The sequence below is a fragment of the Streptomyces liangshanensis genome (assembly GCF_011694815.1).
Lineage (GTDB): Bacteria > Actinomycetota > Actinomycetes > Streptomycetales > Streptomycetaceae > Streptomyces > Streptomyces liangshanensis.
Map to the genome: position 1 here is coordinate 5,899,149 of NZ_CP050177.1, position 18,443 is coordinate 5,917,591.

Here is an 18,443-nt window from a genome sequence, read left to right on the forward strand (position 1 = left end):
GCCGGCGGACCTCCCCTCCCGGGCGGGCGGGAACCGGCCGTACGTACCGGCCGCACCGGATCTGAGAGGGGCGCATGAACCAGGCCCGACACGTACCGGTGATGCTCCAGCGGTGCCTGGACCTGCTGGCCCCCGCCCTCGACCGCCCCGGCGCCGTCGTCGTCGACGGCACCCTGGGCCTCGGCGGCCACAGCGAGGCGCTGCTCACCGCGTTCCCGGCCGTCCGGCTGGTCGCGCTGGACCGCGACAAGGAAGCCCTCCGGCTCTCCGGCGAACGGCTCGCCCCCTACGGCGACCGCGCCACGCTCGTCCACGCCGTCTCCCACGAACTCCCCGACGTCCTCGACCGGCTGGGCATCCCCAAGGTCCAGGGCGTCCTCTTCGACCTCGGCGTCTCCTCCATGCAACTGGACGAGGCCGAGCGCGGCTTCGCGTACGCCCACGACGCCCCGCTCGACATGCGGATGGACCAGTCGGCCGGCATCAGCGCCGCCGAGGTCCTCAACACCTACCCGCCCGGCGAGCTGGTCCGGATCCTGCGCGCGTACGGCGAGGAGAAGCAGGCCAAGCGGATCGTCTCCGCGGTCGTCAAGGAACGCGAGAAGGAACCCTTCACCAAGAGCGCCCGGCTCGTCGCCCTCATCCGCGACGCCCTGCCGCAGGCCGCCATGCGCACCGGCGGCAACCCGGCCAAGCGCACCTTCCAGGCCCTGCGCATCGAGGTCAACGGCGAACTCTCCGCACTGGAGTCCTCACTGCCCGCCGCCGTCAGGGCGCTCGACGTCGGCGGCCGGATCGCCGTCCTCTCCTACCAGTCGCTGGAGGACCGGGTCGTCAAACAGGTCTTCGCGGCCGGCGCCGCCACCACCGCGCCCCCCGGACTGCCCGTCGTCCCCGAGCGCTACCAGCCCCGCCTCAAACTCCTCACCCGCGGCGCGGAACTCCCCACGGAGGAGGAGATCGCCGACAACCGCCGCTCCGCCTCCGCCCGGCTGCGGGGGGCGGAGAGGATCCGGGAGGACGTGTCGTGACCGGACCGGCCAAGCAGTTGAAGGGGCGCGCCGCACGGCTCGCCCGGATGATGCCCGCCGGGGCCACCTCGGCGGCCCGTACCCCCTTCGTCCTGCTGGTCGTCCTGCTCCTCGGCGGCGGCCTGATCACCCTGCTGCTCCTCAACTCCTCCCTCAACGAGGGCTCGTTCCGCCTCAGCGAGCTCAAGAAGCAGACCACCGACCTCACCGACGAGCAACAGGCGCTGCAACGGGACGTCGACGACCACTCCGCGCCCGACGCCCTCGGCCGCCGGGCCCGCGAACTGGGCATGGTCCCCGGCGGCAACCCCGCCTTCCTCAACCCGGACGGGAGCGTCCGCGGCGTCCCCGAGCAGGCCGAGGCGCTGCCCCCGGTACGGCCCTCGGTCCTGGAGCAGCCGCCGCCCGCGAGCCCGCCGCCCGGCTCCACCGTGCCCGTACCCCTGCCGTCGCCCGCCGCCTCCGCCGCGGACCCGTCCGCCACCGCCACCGAAGCCCCCCGGGATCCCGCGGCCTCCGCGCCCGTGCCGACCCCCGGCGACCCCGCCCCGACGACCTCCGGCAGGTGACGCAGTGCCCCCCAAGGAACCACCGCGCCGCCGGGTCCCCGGCCCCGCCAGGACCGGGAACGCCCCGCGCCCCCGCCCCACCGGCCGCCCCGCCCCGCCCCGCCGCCGCGCCGGCGCCCGCCCGGCCAACCGGATCAGGCTCGGCAACCCCCGCCCCCGGCTGCGCCTGGTCAGCCTCGGCCTCACCCTCGTGATGCTGGTGTTCGTCGTGCGGCTGCTCCAGGTGCAGGCCGTCGACGCCCGCGCGTACGCCGCCAAGGCCGAGAAGAGCCGCTACCTCAGCCACACCCTGGACGCGGAGCGCGGCGAGATCACCGACCGCTCCGGGATCGCCCTCGCCGACAGCGTCGACGCCTACGACATCACCGCCGACCCGCTGATGTTCACCCCCGACTCCACCAGGGTCCCCGACGCCCCCGAACAGGCCGCCGCGCTCCTCGCCCCGATCCTCGGCGTCGACACCGGCGACCTGATCAAGAAGCTCAAGACCCCCAAGTCCCGCTACGCCGTGCTGGCCCGCCGCCAGACCCCGCAGGTCTGGAACCAGATCAAGGACCTCAAGAGCGTCCTCGCCAGCAAGGCGAGCAAGGCCAACCAGGGCGTGCCCGCGGACCGGGCGCGCAGCAGCGTCCTGTCCGGCGTCTTCCAGGAGGCCAGCAGCAAACGGGTCTACCCCAACGGCGACCTCGCCGCCGGGATACTGGGGTACGTCAACGCCGCCGGCCACGGCGCCGGCGGGGTGGAGTCCATGCTCGACAAGCAACTGTCGGGCGAGGACGGGCAGGTCACCTTCGCCCAGTCCGGCGGCCACCGGGTGCCCACCGCGACCTCCCGCGAGAAGCCCGCCGTGCCCGGCTCCGACATCGAGCTGACCATCGACCGGGACATCCAGTGGGCCGCCCAGCAGGCCATCACCGACCAGGTGCAGAAGTCCAAGGCCGACCGCGGCTACGTGGTGGTCCAGGACACCAGGACCGGCGAGGTGCTGGCCATGGCCAACGCCCCCGGCTTCGACCCGAACGACCTCTCCGAGGCCAACGCGGCCGACATGGGCAACGCCGCGCTCCAGGACGCGTACGAACCCGGCTCCACCGCCAAGATCATGTCCATGGCCGCCGTACTGGAAGAGGGGGCGGCCACCCCGCTGACCCACGTCGTCGTCCCCAACCGGCTGCACCGCGGCGACCGGCTCTTCAAGGACGACATCGACCACCCCACCTGGCACCTGACGCTCAACGGCGTCCTCGCCAAGTCCAGCAACATCGGGACCATCCTGGCGACCGGGCAGCTCGGCCCGACCCAGCCGAAGGCCAACCAGGTCCTCTACTCGTACCTGCACAAGTTCGGCATCGGCCGGCCCACCGGGCTGGACTACCCCGGGGAGACCCAGGGCATCCTGGCCCAGCCGCAGGACTGGTCGACCTCCCAGCAGTTCACCATCCCCTTCGGCCAGGGACTCTCCCTCAACGCCATGCAGGCCGCGTCGGTCTACTCGACCATCGCCAACGGCGGCGTACGGATCGAGCCCACCCTCATCCGCGGCGCGAAGGGCCCCGACGGCCGCTTCACCCCGGCGCCCGCCCCCAAGAAGACCCGGGTCGTCAGCGAGAGGACCGCCAAGACCGTCGCCACCATGCTGGAGTCGGTCGTCGGCAACGAGGAGGGCACCGGCACCAAGGCCCGCATCCCCGGCTACCGCGTCGCGGGCAAGACGGGTACGGCCAACCGGGTCGATCCCGAGCTGGGCCGCTACAAGGGCTACACCGCCTCCTTCGCCGGGTTCGCCCCCTCCGACGACCCGCGGATCACCGTCTACTGCGCCATCCAGAACCCGACCAAGGGCAGCTACTTCGGCGGCCAGATCTGCGGACCCATCTACAAGAAGGTCATGGAGTTCGCGCTCAAGACCTTGCAGGTCGCACCGACCGGAACCGCCCCCGCCCGACTGCCGGTCACCTTCTAGACGGGCCGGCCCACAGCCGGCCCGTCGCCGCCCGGCGCGTGACCCCAGGGAAAGCCCCAGTGACAACCATCACCCCAGATCCCGGGAACCGTTCCACCCCTCCCGACGGCCCCGACGGCACGAACCGCTCACTTCGCCCGCGGCCCTCCGGGCCCGGTACGCTCACCGCCGTGCCACACGCTGATCAGTACAGAACCGCCCCCGAGGACGCCCCTGTGAACCAGCCGGGGGCGCCCCGTCCGGACCGGGTCCGGCCCACCTCCCTCGCCGAGCTCGCCGTCCGGCTGGGCGCCGAGGCCCCGAGCCCCGCACCGAGCCCCGCACCGGGACACGGGGAGGCGCTCGGTGAGGCGACGGGCATCACCCACGACTCGCGGGCGGTCCGGCCCGGCGACGTGTACGCGGCCCTCCCCGGCGCCCGCGTCCACGGCGCCGACTTCGCCGCCCAGGCCGCGGGACTCGGCGCGGCGGCCGTCCTGACCGACCCCGCGGGGGCCGAGCGCGCCGCCGCCACCGGGCTGCCCGTCCTGGTCGTCCCGGACCCCCGGGCCCGCATGGGCGAGCTGGCCGCCGAGATCTACGGGCGGCCCGGCGAGGACCTGCTCCAGATCGGCATCACCGGCACCTCGGGCAAGACCACCACGGCGTACCTCGTCGAGGGCGGCCTGCGCGCGGCGGGCCACCGGACCGGCCTGATCGGCACCGTCGAGATGCGCATCGAGGACGAGCGCATCAAGTCCGAGCGCACCACCCCCGAGGCCACCGACCTCCAGGCCCTCTTCGCCGTCATGCGCGAACGCGGCGTCGGGTCGGTCGCCATGGAGGTCTCCAGCCACGCCCTGGTCCTCGGCCGGGTCGACGGCTGTGTCTTCGACGTCGCGGTGTTCAACAACCTCAGCCCGGAGCACATGGAGTTCCACTCCGGCATGGAGGACTACTTCCAGGCCAAGGCACAGCTCTTCACCCCCCGGCGCAGCCGCCTCGGCGTCGTGAACCTGGACGACACGTACGGCCGCCGGCTCGTCACGGAGGCGACCGTCCCGGTCACCACGTTCTCCGCCGAGGGGCGCGAGGAGGCCGACTGGCGCGCCGAGGACGTCGAGATCGGCTCCCAGGGCTCGACGTTCACCGCCGTCGGCCCCGAGGGGCAGCGGGTACGGGCCGCGGCGCCGCTGCCGGGGCCGTTCAACGTCGCCAACACCCTCGCGGCGATCGCCACCCTCGCCGCGGCCGGGATCGACCCGCAGACCGCCGCCGACGGCGTCGCCGCCGTCCCCGGGGTGCCGGGCCGGCTGGAGCGCGTCGACGCGGGACAGCCGTACCTCGCCGTCGTCGACTACGCCCACAAGACGGACGCCGTCGAATCGGTCCTGCGCTCCCTGCGCAAGGTCACCAAGGGCAAGGTGCACCTCGTCCTCGGCTGCGGCGGCGACCGCGACGAGACCAAGCGCGGGCCGATGGGCGCCGCCGCCGCCCGGCTCGCCGACACCGCCGTCCTCACCTCCGACAACCCCCGCTCCGAGGACCCCCTCGCGATCCTCGCCGCCATGCTCGCGGGCGCCGTCGCGGTGCCCGCCGCCGAGCGCGGCGACATCCTGGTCGACGCCGACCGGGCCTCCGCCATCGCCACCGCGGTCGCCCGCGCCCGGGCCGACGACACCGTCCTGATCGCCGGCAAGGGCCACGAGCAGGGCCAGGACATCGCCGGGGTGGTACGGCCCTTCGACGACCGCCTGGTCCTGCGCGACGCCATCGCACGCTCCCTCGACCGCGCGCCCGACCGCGGCGCCGCCGGCGAGGAGCCCCGCCCCGAGAACAACAGTCAGGGATGACCCAGTGATCGCCCTCTCCCTCAACGAGATCGCCGCCATCGTCGGCGGGCAGTCGCACGACATACCGGATCCGGAGGTCCGGGTCACCGGACCCGTCGTCATCGACTCCCGCACGGTGGAGAAGGGCGGCCTCTTCGCCGCCTTCGCCGGCGAGCGTGTCGACGGCCACGACTACGCGCGCGGCGCCGTCGAGGACGGCGCGGTGGCCGTCCTGGCCACCCGCCCCCTCCCCGGCGTCCCCGTGATCGTCGTCGACGACGTCGTCCAGGCCCTCGGCGCCCTCGCCCGTACCGTCGTCGAACGCCTCGGCGCCACCGCCGTCGCGCTCACCGGCTCCGCCGGCAAGACCAGCACCAAGGACCTCATCGCCCAGCTGCTCCGGCGCCGGGGCCCCACGGTCTGGCCGGACGGGAACCTGAACAACGAGATCGGCCTGCCCCTCACCGCCCTGCGCGCCGTCGAGGACACCCGCTACCTCGTCCTGGAGATGGGCGCCCGGTACGTCGGGGACATCCGCTACCTCACCGGCCTCGTCCCGCCCCGGATCGGCCTCGTCCTCAACGTCGGCACCGCCCACATCGGCGAATTCGGCGGCCGTGAGCGGATCGCCCTGGCGAAGGGCGAGATGGTCGAGTCCCTCCCCGCCGCCGCCGAGGGCGGAGTGGCCGTCCTCAACGCCGACGATCCCCTCGTCCGCGCGATGAGTTCCCGTACCCGAGCACGCGTCGTCCTCTTCGGAGAGGCAGACGAAGCAGACGTACAGGCAGAGAACGTCCGCCTCACAGCGACCGGACAGGCGGCGTTCCGCCTTCGAACACCCTCCGGGTGCAGGGACGTGACGCTGCGGCTGTACGGTGAGCACCACGTGTCGAACGCGCTCGCCGCGGCCGCCGTCGCCCATGAGTTGGGCATGTCCGTCGACGAGATCGCCGATGCGCTCTCGGAGGCGGTAACCCTCTCCCGCTGGCGTATGGAGGTCACCGAGCGCTCGGACGGCGTGACGATCGTCAACGACGCCTACAACGCGAACCCCGAATCCATGAGAGCCGCGCTCCGTGCGCTGGCCGCCATGGGCGGTGCCTCACGGGCCGAAGGGGGGCGTACCTGGGCGGTGCTCGGCCCGATGGCCGAGCTCGGGGACGAATCGCTCGCCGAGCACGACGCGGTCGGACGGCTCGCCGTCCGGCTCAACGTCAGCAAGCTCGTGGCGGTCGGGGGCAGGGAAGCGTCCTGGCTGCGGCTGGGCGCTTACAACGAGGGTTCGTGGGGTGAGGAGTCGGTGCACGTGTCCGACGCACAGGCGGCGGTCGATCTGTTGCGCAGTGAACTGCGTCCGGGAGACGTCGTGCTGGTGAAGGCTTCCAGGTCGGCAGGTCTTGAGAGGGTCGCCCTGGCACTCCTCGAGAGCACCACCGAGGGCGAGGTCTCCGGCCGATGAGGCAGATCCTCTTCGCGGGAGCCATCGGGCTCTTCCTGACCCTGATCGGCACACCGCTGCTGATCAAGCTCCTGGCCCGCAAGGGATACGGGCAGTTCATCCGGGACGACGGGCCGCGCACCCATGGCAGCAAGAAGGGCACGCCCACCATGGGCGGCATCGCCTTCATCCTGGCCACGCTGATCGCCTACGCCCTGGCGAAGGTGATCACCGGCGAGAACCCCACCTTCTCGGGTGTGCTGGTCCTCTTCCTGATGGCGGGGATGGGACTGGTCGGGTTCCTCGACGACTACATCAAGATCGTGAAGCAGCGGTCGCTGGGACTGCGGGCCAAGGCCAAGATGGCGGGCCAGCTGATCGTCGGCATCGCCTTCGCGGTGCTCTCGCTCCAGTTCGCCGACACCCAGGGACTGACCCCGGCGTCCACCAGGCTGTCGTTCGTCACGGACTTCGGCTGGTCGATCGGCCCGGTGCTGTTCGTGGTCTGGGCGCTGTTCATGATTCTCGCGATGTCCAACGGCGTGAACCTGACGGACGGTCTGGACGGCCTGGCCACCGGCGCGTCCGTGATGGTCTTCGGCGCGTACACGTTCATCGGGCTCTGGCAGTTCCAGGAGTCCTGTGCCAACGCGGTGACCCTGACCAACCCCAACGCCTGCTTCGAGGTGCGCGACCCACTGGATCTCGCGGTGGTCGCCTCCGCGCTGATGGGCTCCTGCTTCGGCTTCCTCTGGTGGAACACCTCGCCCGCCAAGATCTTCATGGGGGACACCGGGTCGCTCGCGCTCGGCGGCGCCCTCGCGGGACTCGCGATCTGCTCCCGTACGGAGTTCCTGATCGCCCTCCTCGGCGGGCTGTTCGTCCTGATCACGATGTCCGTCGTGATCCAGGTCGGCTCCTTCAAGATGACCCGCAAGCGGGTCTTCCGCATGGCTCCCCTCCAGCACCACTTCGAACTCAAGGGGTGGTCCGAGGTCCTTGTCGTGGTCCGCTTCTGGATCATCCAGGGCATGTGCGTGATCGTGGGCCTCGGCCTCTTCTACGCGGGCTGGGCGGCGGACAAGTGATCCGGTCCGGCAACTGATCCCGCCCGGCACGCGAAACCGGGCGGACGAATGAACAAGGCGGTCACGTGAACTGGCAGGGCAAGCGGGTCACCGTCGCGGGTCTCGGAGTCTCCGGGATCCCGGCGGCCCGGGTGCTGCGCGGCCTCGGCGCCGAGGTCACCGTCGTCAACGACGGCGACGACGAACGGTCCCGTACCCAGGCCGCCGAGCTGGAGAAGCTGGGCGTCACGGTCCGGCTCGGCGACGGGGACACCCTCCCCGCCGGTACGGAACTGATCGTCACCGCCCCCGGCTGGCGGCCCGACAAGCCGCTGTTCACGGCCGCCGCGGCGGCCGGGGTGGAGATCTGGGGCGACGTCGAGCTGGCCTGGCGGCTGCGGGGACCCGACGCGGCCCCCTGGCTCGCCGTCACCGGCACCAACGGCAAGACGACCACCGTCAGGATGCTCGCCTCGATCCTGACGGCGGCGGGGCTGCGCACGGCCGCCGTCGGGAACATCGGCGTCTCGCTGCTGGACGCCGTGGCCGGCGAGGAGACCTACGACGTGCTCGCCGTCGAACTCTCCAGCTACCAGCTGCACTGGGCGCCGAGCGTGCGCGCCCACTCCGCCGCCGTGCTCAACCTCGCCCCCGACCACCTCGACTGGCACGGCTCCATGGAGGCGTACGCCGCCGACAAGGGCCGCGTCTACGAGGGCAACCGGATCGCCTGCGTCTACAACGCGGCCGACCCGGCGACCGAGGACCTCGTCCGCGCCGCCGACGTCGAGGAGGGCTGCCGGGCGATCGGCTTCACCCTCGGCACCCCGGGCCCCTCCCAACTCGGCGTCGTGGACGGCATCCTGGTCGACCGCGCCTTCGTGGAGAACCGCCGCGACCAGGCCCAGGAACTGGCCCACGTCACCGACGTGGACCCGCCGGCCCCGCACAACATCGCCAACGCCCTCGCGGCGGCCGCCCTCGCCCGTGCCTTCGGCGTCGCGCCCACCGCCGTACGCGACGGACTGCGCGCCTTCCGCCCCGACCCGCACCGCATCGAACGGGTCCCCGCGGCCGGGGACGTCACGTACATCGACGACTCCAAGGCGACCAACACCCATGCCGCGGAAGCGTCCCTGGCGGCCTACGACCCGATCGTCTGGATCGCGGGCGGCCTCGCCAAGGGCGCGACCTTCGACGACCTGGTCTCCGGGGCGGCGAAGCGGCTGCGCGCGGTCGTCCTGATCGGCGCCGACCGTGCGCTGATCCGGGAAGCCCTCGCGCGACACGCCCCCGAAGTCCCGGTGGTCGACCTCGACCGGACCGACACTGGAGCGATGTCCGCCGCGGTCCGCGAAGCGGCACGGCTCGCCCAGCCGGGGGACACCGTACTGCTGGCCCCCGCCTGCGCCTCGATGGACATGTTCACCAACTACAACAAGCGAGGCGAGGCGTTCGCGGACGCCGTCCGCGCACTCGCCGCCGAGCACGCCTGACCGGCCCGGCCCTCCGGTGCCGTGCCGAGCTGTCCCGAGGACCCGGCCGCGGCACCCGAGCCGCGGTCCTCGGACCTCCGGCAGCCGCGCCAGGCACGACTGGAGGGGACAGCGACGATGCCGGCCGACGACACCGTGGGACGGGACCCGCGCCCCGCGCCGCGCGGAGCGGGCCTGACGGGCGCTCCCGCCCTCGCGGGAGCGCGGGGCGCGGGAACAGCACCCGGCGCCGGCGCGAAGGCCGCAGCGGGGTTCCTGGCGGTACGGGGGCCCCTCGCCCGGCTCCCCGGGCTCGCGCTGCGCGGCAAGGCCCCCGGAGCGCCCGTACGGCGCCCCGCCGCCCGCGGCAGGGGGAGCGGCCCCCGCGTCCCCGGGCCGCCCCGCGGCGGCGGGATCAGGCGCAGGTTCGAGCAGGCCCGGCGCACCTGGGACCGGCCGCTCACCGCGTACTACCTGATCCTCGGCAGCAGCCTGCTGATCACCGTCCTCGGACTGGTGATGGTGTACTCCGCGTCGATGATCAAGGCGCTGGAGCTGTCGCTGCCCGGCGCCTACTTCTTCCGCAAGCAGCTCTTCGCGGCCGCCATCGGCACCGCCCTGCTGCTGGTCGCCTCCCGCATGCCGGCCAAGCTCCACCGCGCCTTCTCCTACCCGCTGCTCGTCGGCACGGTCTTCCTCATGGCCCTGGTCCAGGTCCCCGGGATAGGGCAGTCCGTCAACGGCAACCAGAACTGGCTCTCCGTAGGAGGCCCCTTCCAGCTCCAGCCCAGTGAGTTCGGCAAGCTGGCGCTGATCCTGTGGGGCGCCGACCTGCTCGCCCGCAAACAGGACAAGCGGCTGCTCTCGCAGTGGAAGCACCTGCTGGTGCCGCTGGTCCCCGTCGCCTTCATGCTGCTCGGGCTGATCATGCTCGGCGGCGACATGGGTACGGCGATCATCCTCACCGCCATCCTCTTCGGCCTGCTGTGGCTGGCCGGGGCGCCGACCCGGCTGTTCGGCGGGGTGCTGGGCCTCGCGGGCGTCGTCGGCTTCGTCCTGATCAAGACCAACGAGAACCGGTTGTCCCGGTTCTCCTGCGTGGGGGCGATCGACGTCGGCCCCAACGGCGAGTGCTTCCAGGCCGTGCACGGCATCTATGCTCTTGCCTCCGGCGGATGGTTCGGTTCGGGGCTCGGCGCCAGTGTGGAAAAGTGGGGCCAACTTCCCGAACCGCACACCGACTTCATCTTCGCCGTCACCGGGGAGGAACTGGGGCTGGTGGGGACGCTGTCGGTGCTCGCCCTGTTCGCGGCTCTAGGCTATGCGGGTATCCGCGTGGCCGGACGCACGGAGGACCCCTTCGTGCGGTACGCCGCGGGAGGTGTCACCACGTGGATCACGGCCCAGGCCGTGGTCAACATCGGTGCGGTGCTCGGTCTGCTGCCGATCGCCGGAGTCCCGCTGCCGCTGTTCTCCTACGGAGGATCGGCTCTGCTGCCGACCATGTTCGCCGTCGGGCTGCTGATCGCCTTCGCTCGGGACGATCCCGCCGCGAAGGCGGCGCTGGCCATGCGGCAGCCTGTCTTCAGCAGGAAGCGGGCCGGGGTGAGATGGAAGACGATGAGACGGCGCGTCAAGAAGCGTCCGTCCGGAGAGCGGTGAATTTCGGTGCATGTCGTACTCGCCGGTGGGGGGACCGCCGGCCACATCGAGCCCGCGCTCGCCCTCGCGGACGCTTTGCGCAGGCAGGACCCCACCGTGGGGATCACGGCCCTCGGCACGGAGCGCGGCCTGGAGACCAGGCTCGTGCCCGAGCGGGGGTACGAGCTGGGGCTCATCCCGGCCGTACCGCTCCCGCGCCGCCCCACCCCCGAGCTGATCACCGTCCCGGGACGGCTCCGCGGCACCATCAAGGCCGCCGAGCAGATCCTGGAGCGCACCAAGGCCGACTGCGTCGTCGGCTTCGGCGGCTACGTGGCGCTGCCCGGCTACCTCGCCGCCAAGCGGCTGGGCGTGCCGATCATCGTCCACGAGGCGAACGCCAGGCCGGGCCTCGCCAACAAGATCGGCTCGCGGTACGCGGCGGCGGTCGCCGTCTCCACGCCGGACAGCAAGCTCCGGGGCGCCCGGTACATCGGCATCCCGCTGCGCCGGACGATCGCCACCCTCGACCGGGCCCGGGTCCGTCCCGAGGCGCGCGCGGCCTTCGGGCTCGACCCCAACCTGCCGACGCTGCTCGTCTCCGGCGGCTCGCAGGGCGCACGCCGGCTCAACGAGGTGGTGCAGCAGGTCGCTCCGGTGCTCCAGCGCTCCGGGATCCAGATCCTGCACGCGGTCGGCCCGAAGAACGAATTGCCGCATGTGGACAACATGCCCGGAATGCCGCCCTATGTCCCGGTACCGTATGTGGACCGGATGGACCTCGCGTACGCGGCGGCGGACATGATGCTCTGCCGTGCGGGCGCGATGACCGTCGCCGAACTCACCGCCGTCGGGCTGCCCGCCGCCTATGTCCCGTTGCCCATCGGCAACGGCGAACAGCGGCTCAACGCCCAGCCGGTGGTGAAGGCGGGCGGTGGACTGCTCGTCGACGACGCCGAACTGACGCCCCAGTGGGTGCAGGGCAACGTGCTGCCGGTGCTCGCCGACCCGCACCGGTTGTACGAGATGTCCCGCGCGGCCGCCGAGTTCGGCCGCCGGGATGCCGATGATCTGCTTGTCGGCATGGTGTACGAGGCGATTGCCGCACGCCGGCAGGCGTAGCGCGCCGTGAGGCGCCCGATCAGGGAGGCAGGGAGCGTGGCCGGACCGACGACCGCCGAACGGGACGGGCGAGCGCAGGCGGAGTCCGGCCGCTCCGGGCCGGACGGCTCCCCGCCGGGCCGCCGCTTCCAGCTGCCGGGCCGGTACGTACTGATCGGGGTGGCCGCCGGGACCCTCCTGCTGGTCGCCGGCGGGACCTGGGTGCTGTACGGCTCGCACTGGCTGCGGGTCGAGACGGTGAGCACGTCCGGCACGGACGTGCTCACCGTCGCGGAGGTGGAGCGGGCGGCGGCCGTACCGGTCGGGTCGCCGCTGGTCTCCGTCGACACCGGCGCGATCGGGGAGCGGCTCCGGCAGAGGCTGCCGCGTATCGACACGGTCGAGGTGACCCGGTCGTGGCCGCACGGAATCGGTCTGGAAGTGACCGAAAGGCAGCCGGTCCTCCTGATCGAAAAGGGCGGAAAGTTCATCGAAGTGGACTCGGGCGGAACCCGTTTCGCCACCGTCGGGAAGGCGCCGAAGGGCGTGCCCCTCCTGAAATTGACGGTGGAACGGTCCACGGGACAACCACGCTTCCCGGCCGACCGGCTGACCGGCGAGGCCGTACAGGTCAGAAGCGAACTCCCCGGGAAAGTCGCCGCCGACACCAGGGCGATCCGGGTGCGTTCGTACGACTCCATCTCCCTGGAGTTGACCGGCGGACGTACGGTGATGTGGGGAAGCGGCGAGGACGGCGCGGCCAAGGCGCGTGCGCTCAGCGCTCTCATGAAAGCCGCCCCCGGGGCGGGGCACTTCGACGTGAGTGCCCCTACCGCGCCTGCCGCGTCAAGGAGTTGACGCTCATACGTGCTGGCCAACACCCTGGTTGGTCAGCGCTATGGGTGATCACATAGGGTGAAAAGAAAAACGGGAGGTTCGGCGTGTTCGTTGAACGTGCGCCACTTGTCGACTTAGTGTCCTGTTCGGAAGAGTCCAAGAAGCGGACACACAGGTAACCCTGAACTTCGACGTCAGGGTTTGGGTCGGCGTTCCGGACCGTCCCATCGGCATCAGTCTCGCAGCGCGACTTCAGCGAAGCGACGACACGTAACTCGAGGCGAGAGGCCTTCGACGTGGCAGCACCGCAGAACTACCTCGCAGTCATCAAGGTCATCGGTGTCGGCGGCGGTGGTGTCAATGCCATCAACCGAATGATCGAGGTCGGTCTCAAGGGCGTCGAGTTCATCGCGATCAACACTGACGCGCAAGCCCTGTTGATGAGCGACGCCGACGTCAAGCTCGACGTCGGCCGCGAACTCACCCGGGGCCTCGGCGCCGGAGCCAATCCGGCGGTCGGTCGCAAGGCGGCAGAGGACCACCGTGAGGAGATCGAGGAGGTCCTCAAGGGGGCCGACATGGTCTTCGTCACCGCAGGCGAGGGAGGCGGCACCGGCACCGGTGGCGCGCCCGTGGTCGCCGCCATCGCGCGCTCGCTGGGCGCCCTCACGATCGGCGTGGTCACCCGCCCGTTCACCTTCGAGGGCCGCCGCCGCGCGAACCAGGCGGAGGACGGCATCGCCGAGCTCCGCGAAGAGGTCGACACCCTCATCGTCATCCCCAACGACCGGCTGCTGTCCATCTCGGACCGTCAGGTCAGCGTGCTGGACGCCTTCAAGTCGGCCGACCAGGTGCTGCTCTCGGGTGTCCAGGGCATCACCGATCTGATCACCACACCGGGTCTGATCAACCTCGACTTCGCCGACGTCAAGTCCGTCATGTCCGAGGCGGGATCGGCGCTCATGGGCATCGGCTCGGCCCGCGGCGACGACCGCGCGGTGGCCGCCGCCGAGATGGCGATCTCCTCGCCGCTGCTCGAAGCGTCCATCGACGGCGCCCGCGGCGTGCTGCTCTCCATCTCCGGCGGCTCCGACCTCGGTCTCTTCGAGATCAACGAGGCGGCGCAGCTCGTGAGCGAGGCCGCCCACCCCGAGGCCAACATCATCTTCGGCGCCGTCATCGACGACGCCCTGGGCGACGAGGTGCGGGTCACCGTGATCGCGGCGGGCTTCGACGGCGGACAGCCGCCGACGCGCCGCGAGACCGTGCTCGGCGCCGGCAAGCGCGAGGAGCCGCAGGCCCCGCCGCGGTCCGCGGACAGCGGCCGGTCCACCGGCGGACTCGGTACGGTCCCGCCGCGCGACGACAGCCCGGCCAAGCCGGAGCCGGCCCAGGCCGTCAACGAGAAGCCCCTCCCGCCCGTCAGCTCGCCGCACGTCCCGCCGGCCCGTCCCTACCAGGACACCCAGGTCGAAGAGCTGGATGTTCCGGACTTCTTGAAGTGATAGAGCGGCAGGACACCGAGAGCGGCGCGCACTTCGCCTTCACCGACAGGTGGGGCGGGGTGAGCGCCGTTCCGTACGAACAGCTCAATCTGGGCGGCGCGGTCGGCGACGACCCGGCCGCCGTACGGACCAACCGCGAGCGGGCGGCGAAGTCCCTGGGCCTCGATCCGGGCCGGGTGGTCTGGATGAACCAGGTGCACGGCCGCGAGGTCGCGGTCGTGGACGGCCCCTGGCACGCGGCCGGTGACGGCGCCGCCGCGGACCCCGCCGTCCTCCCGGACATCCCGCCGGTCGACGCGCTGGTCACCGCGCGCGGCGGACTCGCCCTCGCCGTACTCACCGCGGACTGCGTGCCCGTGCTGCTGGCCGACCCGGTCGCCGGGATCGCGTCCGCCGCCCACGCCGGCCGCCCCGGTCTGGTCGCGGGCGTCGTCCCCGCCGCCGTCGAGGCCATGGTCGCGCTCGGCGCCGAACCGTCCCGGATCACCGCCCGCACCGGACCGGCGGTCTGCGGACGCTGCTACGAGGTCCCGGCGGCCCTGCGCGACGACGTCGCCGCGGTCGTACCGGAGTCCTGGGCCGAGACCAGCTGGGGCACCCCGGCGGTCGACGTCGTCGAGGGTGTGCACGCGCAGCTCGCCGCGCTCGGGATCCGGGACCGGCGGCGTTCGGACTTCTGCACACGCGAGTCGGGCGACCACTTCTCGTACCGCCGCGACCGCACCACGGGCCGGCTCGCCGGCTATGTCTGGCTGGACGGGACGGCATGACGGACCGCGGAACGGAACTCGCCGAGAACCTCGCGAAGGTGGAGGCCCGGATCGCCGGGGCCTGCGCCGCCGCCGGGCGGGCCCGGGAGGAGGTGACGCTCGTCGTGGTCACCAAGACCTACCCCGCGAGCGACGTCCGGATCCTCCACGAGCTGGGGGTGCGGGAGGTCGCCGAGAACCGCGACCAGGACGCCGCGCCCAAGGCCGCCGCCTGTCAGGATCTGTCGTTGACGTGGCACTTCGTCGGTCAGTTGCAGACGAACAAGGTCCGTTCCGTGGCGGGTTACGCCGATGTCGTGCAGTCCGTCGACCGGGTGAGGCTCGTTTCCGCCCTCTCCGCCGCGGCGGTCCGGGCGGAGCGCGAGCTCGTCTGCCTGATCCAGGTCGCGCTCGACGCCGGGTCCGGGGAGCGCGGGGCGAGAGGGGGCGCGGCGCCCGACGCGATCGAGGAGTTGGCCGCCGCGCTGGCGGACGCGCCGGGACTGCGGCCGGGCGGCCTGATGACCGTGGCGCCGCTGACCGGGCCGTACGCGGGCCGGCAACAGGAGGCGTTCGAGCGGCTGCTGGAATTCTCATCCCGCCTGCGCGCGGACCATCCGGCTGCGAACATGGTGTCCGCAGGGATGAGTGCGGACCTCGAGGCAGCCGTCACGGCCGGAGCGACACATGTACGCGTCGGTACGGCGATACTCGGAGACCGACCTCGGCTCGGGTAACGTCGCGAAGCAAGTCGGACCACAGCAGAAAATATGGTCATTCCCGCCGATAGACGGGTGGACCCAGTGGATCGCGGGCACTTGGTGACGAGGCCGATCCACCACAGAGCGGAGGACTCAGAGCATGGCCGGCGCGATGCGCAAGATGGCGGTCTACCTCGGCCTCGTGGAGGACGATGGGTACGACGGCCGGGGCTTCGACCCCGACGACGATTTCGAACCCGAGCCGGAGCCCGAGCGGGAGCACCGGCGCCACCAGCCCGTGCACCAGCAGGAGCGGGAAGAACCGGTGCGGATGGTCCAACCACCCGCGCAGCGCGAGCGCGAGCCGGTGCCCCTAGCGGTAGAAAGCGGACGTCCGGCGCGAATCGCCCCCGTGGCATCCATCACACCTGAACGTCCGAGCCTGGAGAAGAACGCACCGGTGATCATGCCCAAGGTCGTGTCCGAGCGGGAGCCCTACCGCATCACCACGCTGCACCCGAGGACCTACAACGAGGCCCGTACCATCGGGGAACACTTCCGTGAGGGCACGCCGGTGATCATGAATCTGACGGAGATGGACGACACGGACGCGAAGCGACTTGTCGACTTTGCCGCGGGTCTTGTCTTCGGTCTCCATGGCAGCATTGAACGGGTGACGCAGAAGGTGTTCCTGCTGTCTCCTGCTAACGTCGATGTCACGGCGGAGGACAAGGCCCGCATCGCAGAGGGCGGATTCTTCAACCAGAGCTGAGAACACGGCACCGGGAACGACCCGGTCGCAGGGCGGGAACGATCCGGTCGCAAGGCCGGAACGGGAGAACCAGGGGAGAGGGAAGCACGGGATGGGCGTCGCACTAGAGGTGATCTACATCGTTCTGGTGTGCTTCCTCGTCGTGCTTATTTTCCGGCTGGTCATGGACTACGTCTTCCAGTTCGCCCGCTCGTGGCAACCCGGCAAGGCGATGGTGGTCGTCCTGGAGGCCACCTACACTGTCACCGATCCACCGCTCAAGCTTCTGCGGCGGTTCATTCCGCCGCTGCGTCTCGGGGGCGTGGCACTCGACCTGTCCTTCTTCGTTCTGATGATCATCGTGTACATCCTCATCGCGGTCGTGAGCAATCTCGCGACGTGAGCGACCTGGTGAGGGGAATGTGAACGATACGGTCTTGCCGACTGCCGACGACTACGTAGAGGTGAAGAAGAGATGCCGTTGACCCCCGAGGACGTGCGGAACAAGCAGTTCACGACCGTCCGCCTCCGAGAAGGCTACGACGAGGACGAGGTCGATGCCTTCCTAGACGAGGTCGAGGCGGAACTGACGCGCCTCCTTCGTGAGAACGAGGATCTGCGCGCCAAGCTGGCCGCCGCCACGCGTGCCGCCGCGCAGAACCAGCAGCAGCAAGGCATGCGCAAGCCCCCCGAACAGCAGGATCGGCCCGGCGCCCCGGTGCCCGCCGCCATATCCGGACCGCCGCAGCAGCAGCAGCCCCCGCAGATGGGCCCGCCCCAGCTGCCCGGTGGTGCTCCGCAGCTGCCCGCGGGACCGAGCGCGCACCCCGGCCATGGTGGTCCCCAGGGCCACGGCCCGCAGCAGGGCCAGCACGGCCCGGGTCCCATGCAGGGCGGCCCCATGCAGGGCCAGATGCAGGGTCCCATGCAGGGTCAGATGCAGGGCGGCCCGATGCAGGGCGGTCCCATGCAGGGCCAGATGCAGGGCGGCCCGATGCAGGGTCAGATGCAGGGCCCCATGCAGGGTCAGATGCAGGGCGGCCCCATGGGCGGACCGATGGGCGGCCCCATGGGCGGCCACCCGCAGCAGGGCCAGCTCGGTCAGGGTCCCGGCGGCGACAGCGCGGCACGTGTGCTCTCGCTGGCGCAGCAGACCGCCGACCAGGCGATCGCCGAGGCGCGTTCCGAGGCCAACAAGATCGTCGGTGAGGCACGCAGCCGCGCCGAGGGTCTGGAGCGGGACGCCCGTGCCAAGGCGGACGCGTTGGAGCGGGACGCCCAGGAGAAGCACCGCGTCGCGATGGGCTCCCTGGAGTCCGCGCGCGCCACGCTGGAGCGCAAGGTCGAGGACCTCAGGGGCTTCGAGCGGGAGTACCGCACGCGTCTGAAGTCGTACCTGGAGAGCCAGCTGCGCCAGCTGGAGACCCAGGCCGACGACTCGCTCGCGCCGCCGCGTACGCCTTCGGCGCCCTCGCTGCCGCCGTCGCCCTCAATGGCTCCGGCCGGCGCGGGTGCGATGGGGCACTCCATGGGGAACGGGTCGATGGGCAACGGCTCCATGGGCAACGGGTCCATGGGCGGTTCCATGGGCCACGGCGGTCCGGCCGCGGGTCCGTCGTACGGCGGCCAGCAGCAGATGTCGCCCGCGATGACGCAGCCGATGGCACCGGTACGGCCGCAGGCGCCGCAGCCGATGCAGCAGGCGCCGTCGCCGATGCGGGGCTTCCTGATCGACGAGGACGACAACTGAGGGCGCTGCGCGGTGCGTAGCGCGTAGCCGTCGGCAGGCTGACGCCAACAGGGC

The 18,443-nt window shown here is 71.7% G+C and carries 16 protein-coding genes; all 16 read left to right on the forward strand.

Going from position 1 to position 18,443, the window contains the following annotated elements; genetic code table 11:
- Window positions 1–74 precede the first annotated feature (74 nt).
- The 16 genes from rsmH to HA039_RS25675 all read left to right on the forward strand — a co-directional run bounded on the left by rsmH (window position 75) and on the right by HA039_RS25675 (window position 18,389).
- Window positions 75–1,031: a 16S rRNA (cytosine(1402)-N(4))-methyltransferase RsmH gene (rsmH, locus tag HA039_RS25600; RefSeq protein WP_167033715.1), complete on the forward strand. Its 957-nt coding sequence runs from the start codon at window positions 75–77 to the stop codon at window positions 1,029–1,031.
- Window positions 1,028–1,600 (forward strand): cell division protein FtsL, encoded by a 573-nt coding sequence (ftsL, locus tag HA039_RS25605; RefSeq protein WP_167033716.1) that lies wholly within the window; start codon window positions 1,028–1,030, stop codon window positions 1,598–1,600. Before rsmH ends, ftsL begins: the two co-directional genes overlap by 4 nt.
- A 4-nt stretch (window positions 1,601–1,604) precedes the next feature.
- Window positions 1,605–3,563: a peptidoglycan D,D-transpeptidase FtsI family protein gene (locus HA039_RS25610; protein ID WP_167033717.1), complete on the forward strand. Its 1,959-nt coding sequence runs from the start codon at window positions 1,605–1,607 to the stop codon at window positions 3,561–3,563.
- Window positions 3,564–3,622: 59 nt separating this feature from the next.
- Window positions 3,623–5,395 (forward strand): UDP-N-acetylmuramoyl-L-alanyl-D-glutamate--2,6-diaminopimelate ligase, encoded by a 1,773-nt coding sequence (locus tag HA039_RS25615; protein WP_167033718.1) that lies wholly within the window; start codon window positions 3,623–3,625, stop codon window positions 5,393–5,395.
- A gap of 4 nt (window positions 5,396–5,399) precedes the next feature.
- Complete coding sequence (locus HA039_RS25620) at window positions 5,400–6,833, forward strand: UDP-N-acetylmuramoyl-tripeptide--D-alanyl-D-alanine ligase (RefSeq protein WP_167033719.1); 1,434 nt, start codon at window positions 5,400–5,402, stop codon at window positions 6,831–6,833.
- Window positions 6,830–7,900, forward strand: a complete 1,071-nt coding sequence (gene mraY, locus HA039_RS25625; protein WP_167033720.1) for a phospho-N-acetylmuramoyl-pentapeptide-transferase — start codon at window positions 6,830–6,832, stop codon at window positions 7,898–7,900. The genes HA039_RS25620 and mraY overlap by 4 nt, the downstream gene beginning before the upstream one ends.
- Window positions 7,901–7,965: 65 nt before the next feature.
- A complete protein-coding gene (gene murD, locus HA039_RS25630; RefSeq protein ID WP_167033721.1) occupies window positions 7,966–9,375 on the forward strand; it encodes a UDP-N-acetylmuramoyl-L-alanine--D-glutamate ligase in 1,410 nt (469 codons plus the stop codon).
- Between the two features lie 117 nt (window positions 9,376–9,492).
- Window positions 9,493–11,016 (forward strand): putative lipid II flippase FtsW, encoded by a 1,524-nt coding sequence (gene ftsW / locus HA039_RS25635; protein WP_243869748.1) that lies wholly within the window; start codon window positions 9,493–9,495, stop codon window positions 11,014–11,016.
- Window positions 11,017–11,022: 6 nt separating this feature from the next.
- Complete coding sequence (gene murG / locus HA039_RS25640; protein ID WP_167033722.1) at window positions 11,023–12,117, forward strand: undecaprenyldiphospho-muramoylpentapeptide beta-N-acetylglucosaminyltransferase; 1,095 nt, start codon at window positions 11,023–11,025, stop codon at window positions 12,115–12,117.
- Between the two features lie 36 nt (window positions 12,118–12,153).
- A complete protein-coding gene (locus HA039_RS25645) occupies window positions 12,154–12,954 on the forward strand; it encodes a cell division protein FtsQ/DivIB (protein ID WP_167033723.1) in 801 nt (266 codons plus the stop codon).
- 275 nt (window positions 12,955–13,229) lie between these two features.
- The gene (ftsZ, locus tag HA039_RS25650; RefSeq protein ID WP_167033724.1) at window positions 13,230–14,438 is read left to right on the forward strand and encodes a cell division protein FtsZ; all 1,209 of its coding nucleotides are present in this window, start codon (window positions 13,230–13,232) and stop codon (window positions 14,436–14,438) included.
- A complete protein-coding gene (gene pgeF, locus HA039_RS25655) occupies window positions 14,435–15,208 on the forward strand; it encodes a peptidoglycan editing factor PgeF (protein ID WP_167033725.1) in 774 nt (257 codons plus the stop codon). Before ftsZ ends, pgeF begins: the two co-directional genes overlap by 4 nt.
- Window positions 15,205–15,924: a YggS family pyridoxal phosphate-dependent enzyme gene (locus tag HA039_RS25660; protein WP_167033726.1), complete on the forward strand. Its 720-nt coding sequence runs from the start codon at window positions 15,205–15,207 to the stop codon at window positions 15,922–15,924. The genes pgeF and HA039_RS25660 overlap by 4 nt, the downstream gene beginning before the upstream one ends.
- Window positions 15,925–16,048: 124 nt before the next feature.
- The gene (locus HA039_RS25665; RefSeq protein WP_167033727.1) at window positions 16,049–16,660 is read left to right on the forward strand and encodes a cell division protein SepF; all 612 of its coding nucleotides are present in this window, start codon (window positions 16,049–16,051) and stop codon (window positions 16,658–16,660) included.
- A 91-nt stretch (window positions 16,661–16,751) separates the two neighbouring features.
- Complete coding sequence (locus HA039_RS25670) at window positions 16,752–17,042, forward strand: YggT family protein (protein WP_167033728.1); 291 nt, start codon at window positions 16,752–16,754, stop codon at window positions 17,040–17,042.
- A 72-nt stretch (window positions 17,043–17,114) separates the two neighbouring features.
- Window positions 17,115–18,389, forward strand: a complete 1,275-nt coding sequence (locus HA039_RS25675) for a DivIVA domain-containing protein (protein WP_167033729.1) — start codon at window positions 17,115–17,117, stop codon at window positions 18,387–18,389.
- Window positions 18,390–18,443 lie beyond the last annotated feature (54 nt).

Excerpts from the sequence above, each read along its gene's own strand:
- rsmH (WP_167033715.1), top strand. The coding sequence starts at position 75 with ATGAACCAGGCCCGACACGTACCGGTGATGCTCCAGCGGTGCCTGGAC.
- mraY (WP_167033720.1), top strand. The coding sequence starts at position 6,830 with ATGAGGCAGATCCTCTTCGCGGGAGCCATCGGGCTCTTCCTGACCCTG.
- ftsW (WP_243869748.1), top strand. The coding sequence starts at position 9,493 with ATGCCGGCCGACGACACCGTGGGACGGGACCCGCGCCCCGCGCCGCGC.
- HA039_RS25660 (WP_167033726.1), top strand. The coding sequence starts at position 15,205 with ATGACGGACCGCGGAACGGAACTCGCCGAGAACCTCGCGAAGGTGGAG.
- HA039_RS25665 (WP_167033727.1), top strand. The coding sequence starts at position 16,049 with ATGGCCGGCGCGATGCGCAAGATGGCGGTCTACCTCGGCCTCGTGGAG.
- HA039_RS25670 (WP_167033728.1), top strand. The coding sequence starts at position 16,752 with ATGGGCGTCGCACTAGAGGTGATCTACATCGTTCTGGTGTGCTTCCTC.
- HA039_RS25675 (WP_167033729.1), top strand. The coding sequence starts at position 17,115 with ATGCCGTTGACCCCCGAGGACGTGCGGAACAAGCAGTTCACGACCGTC.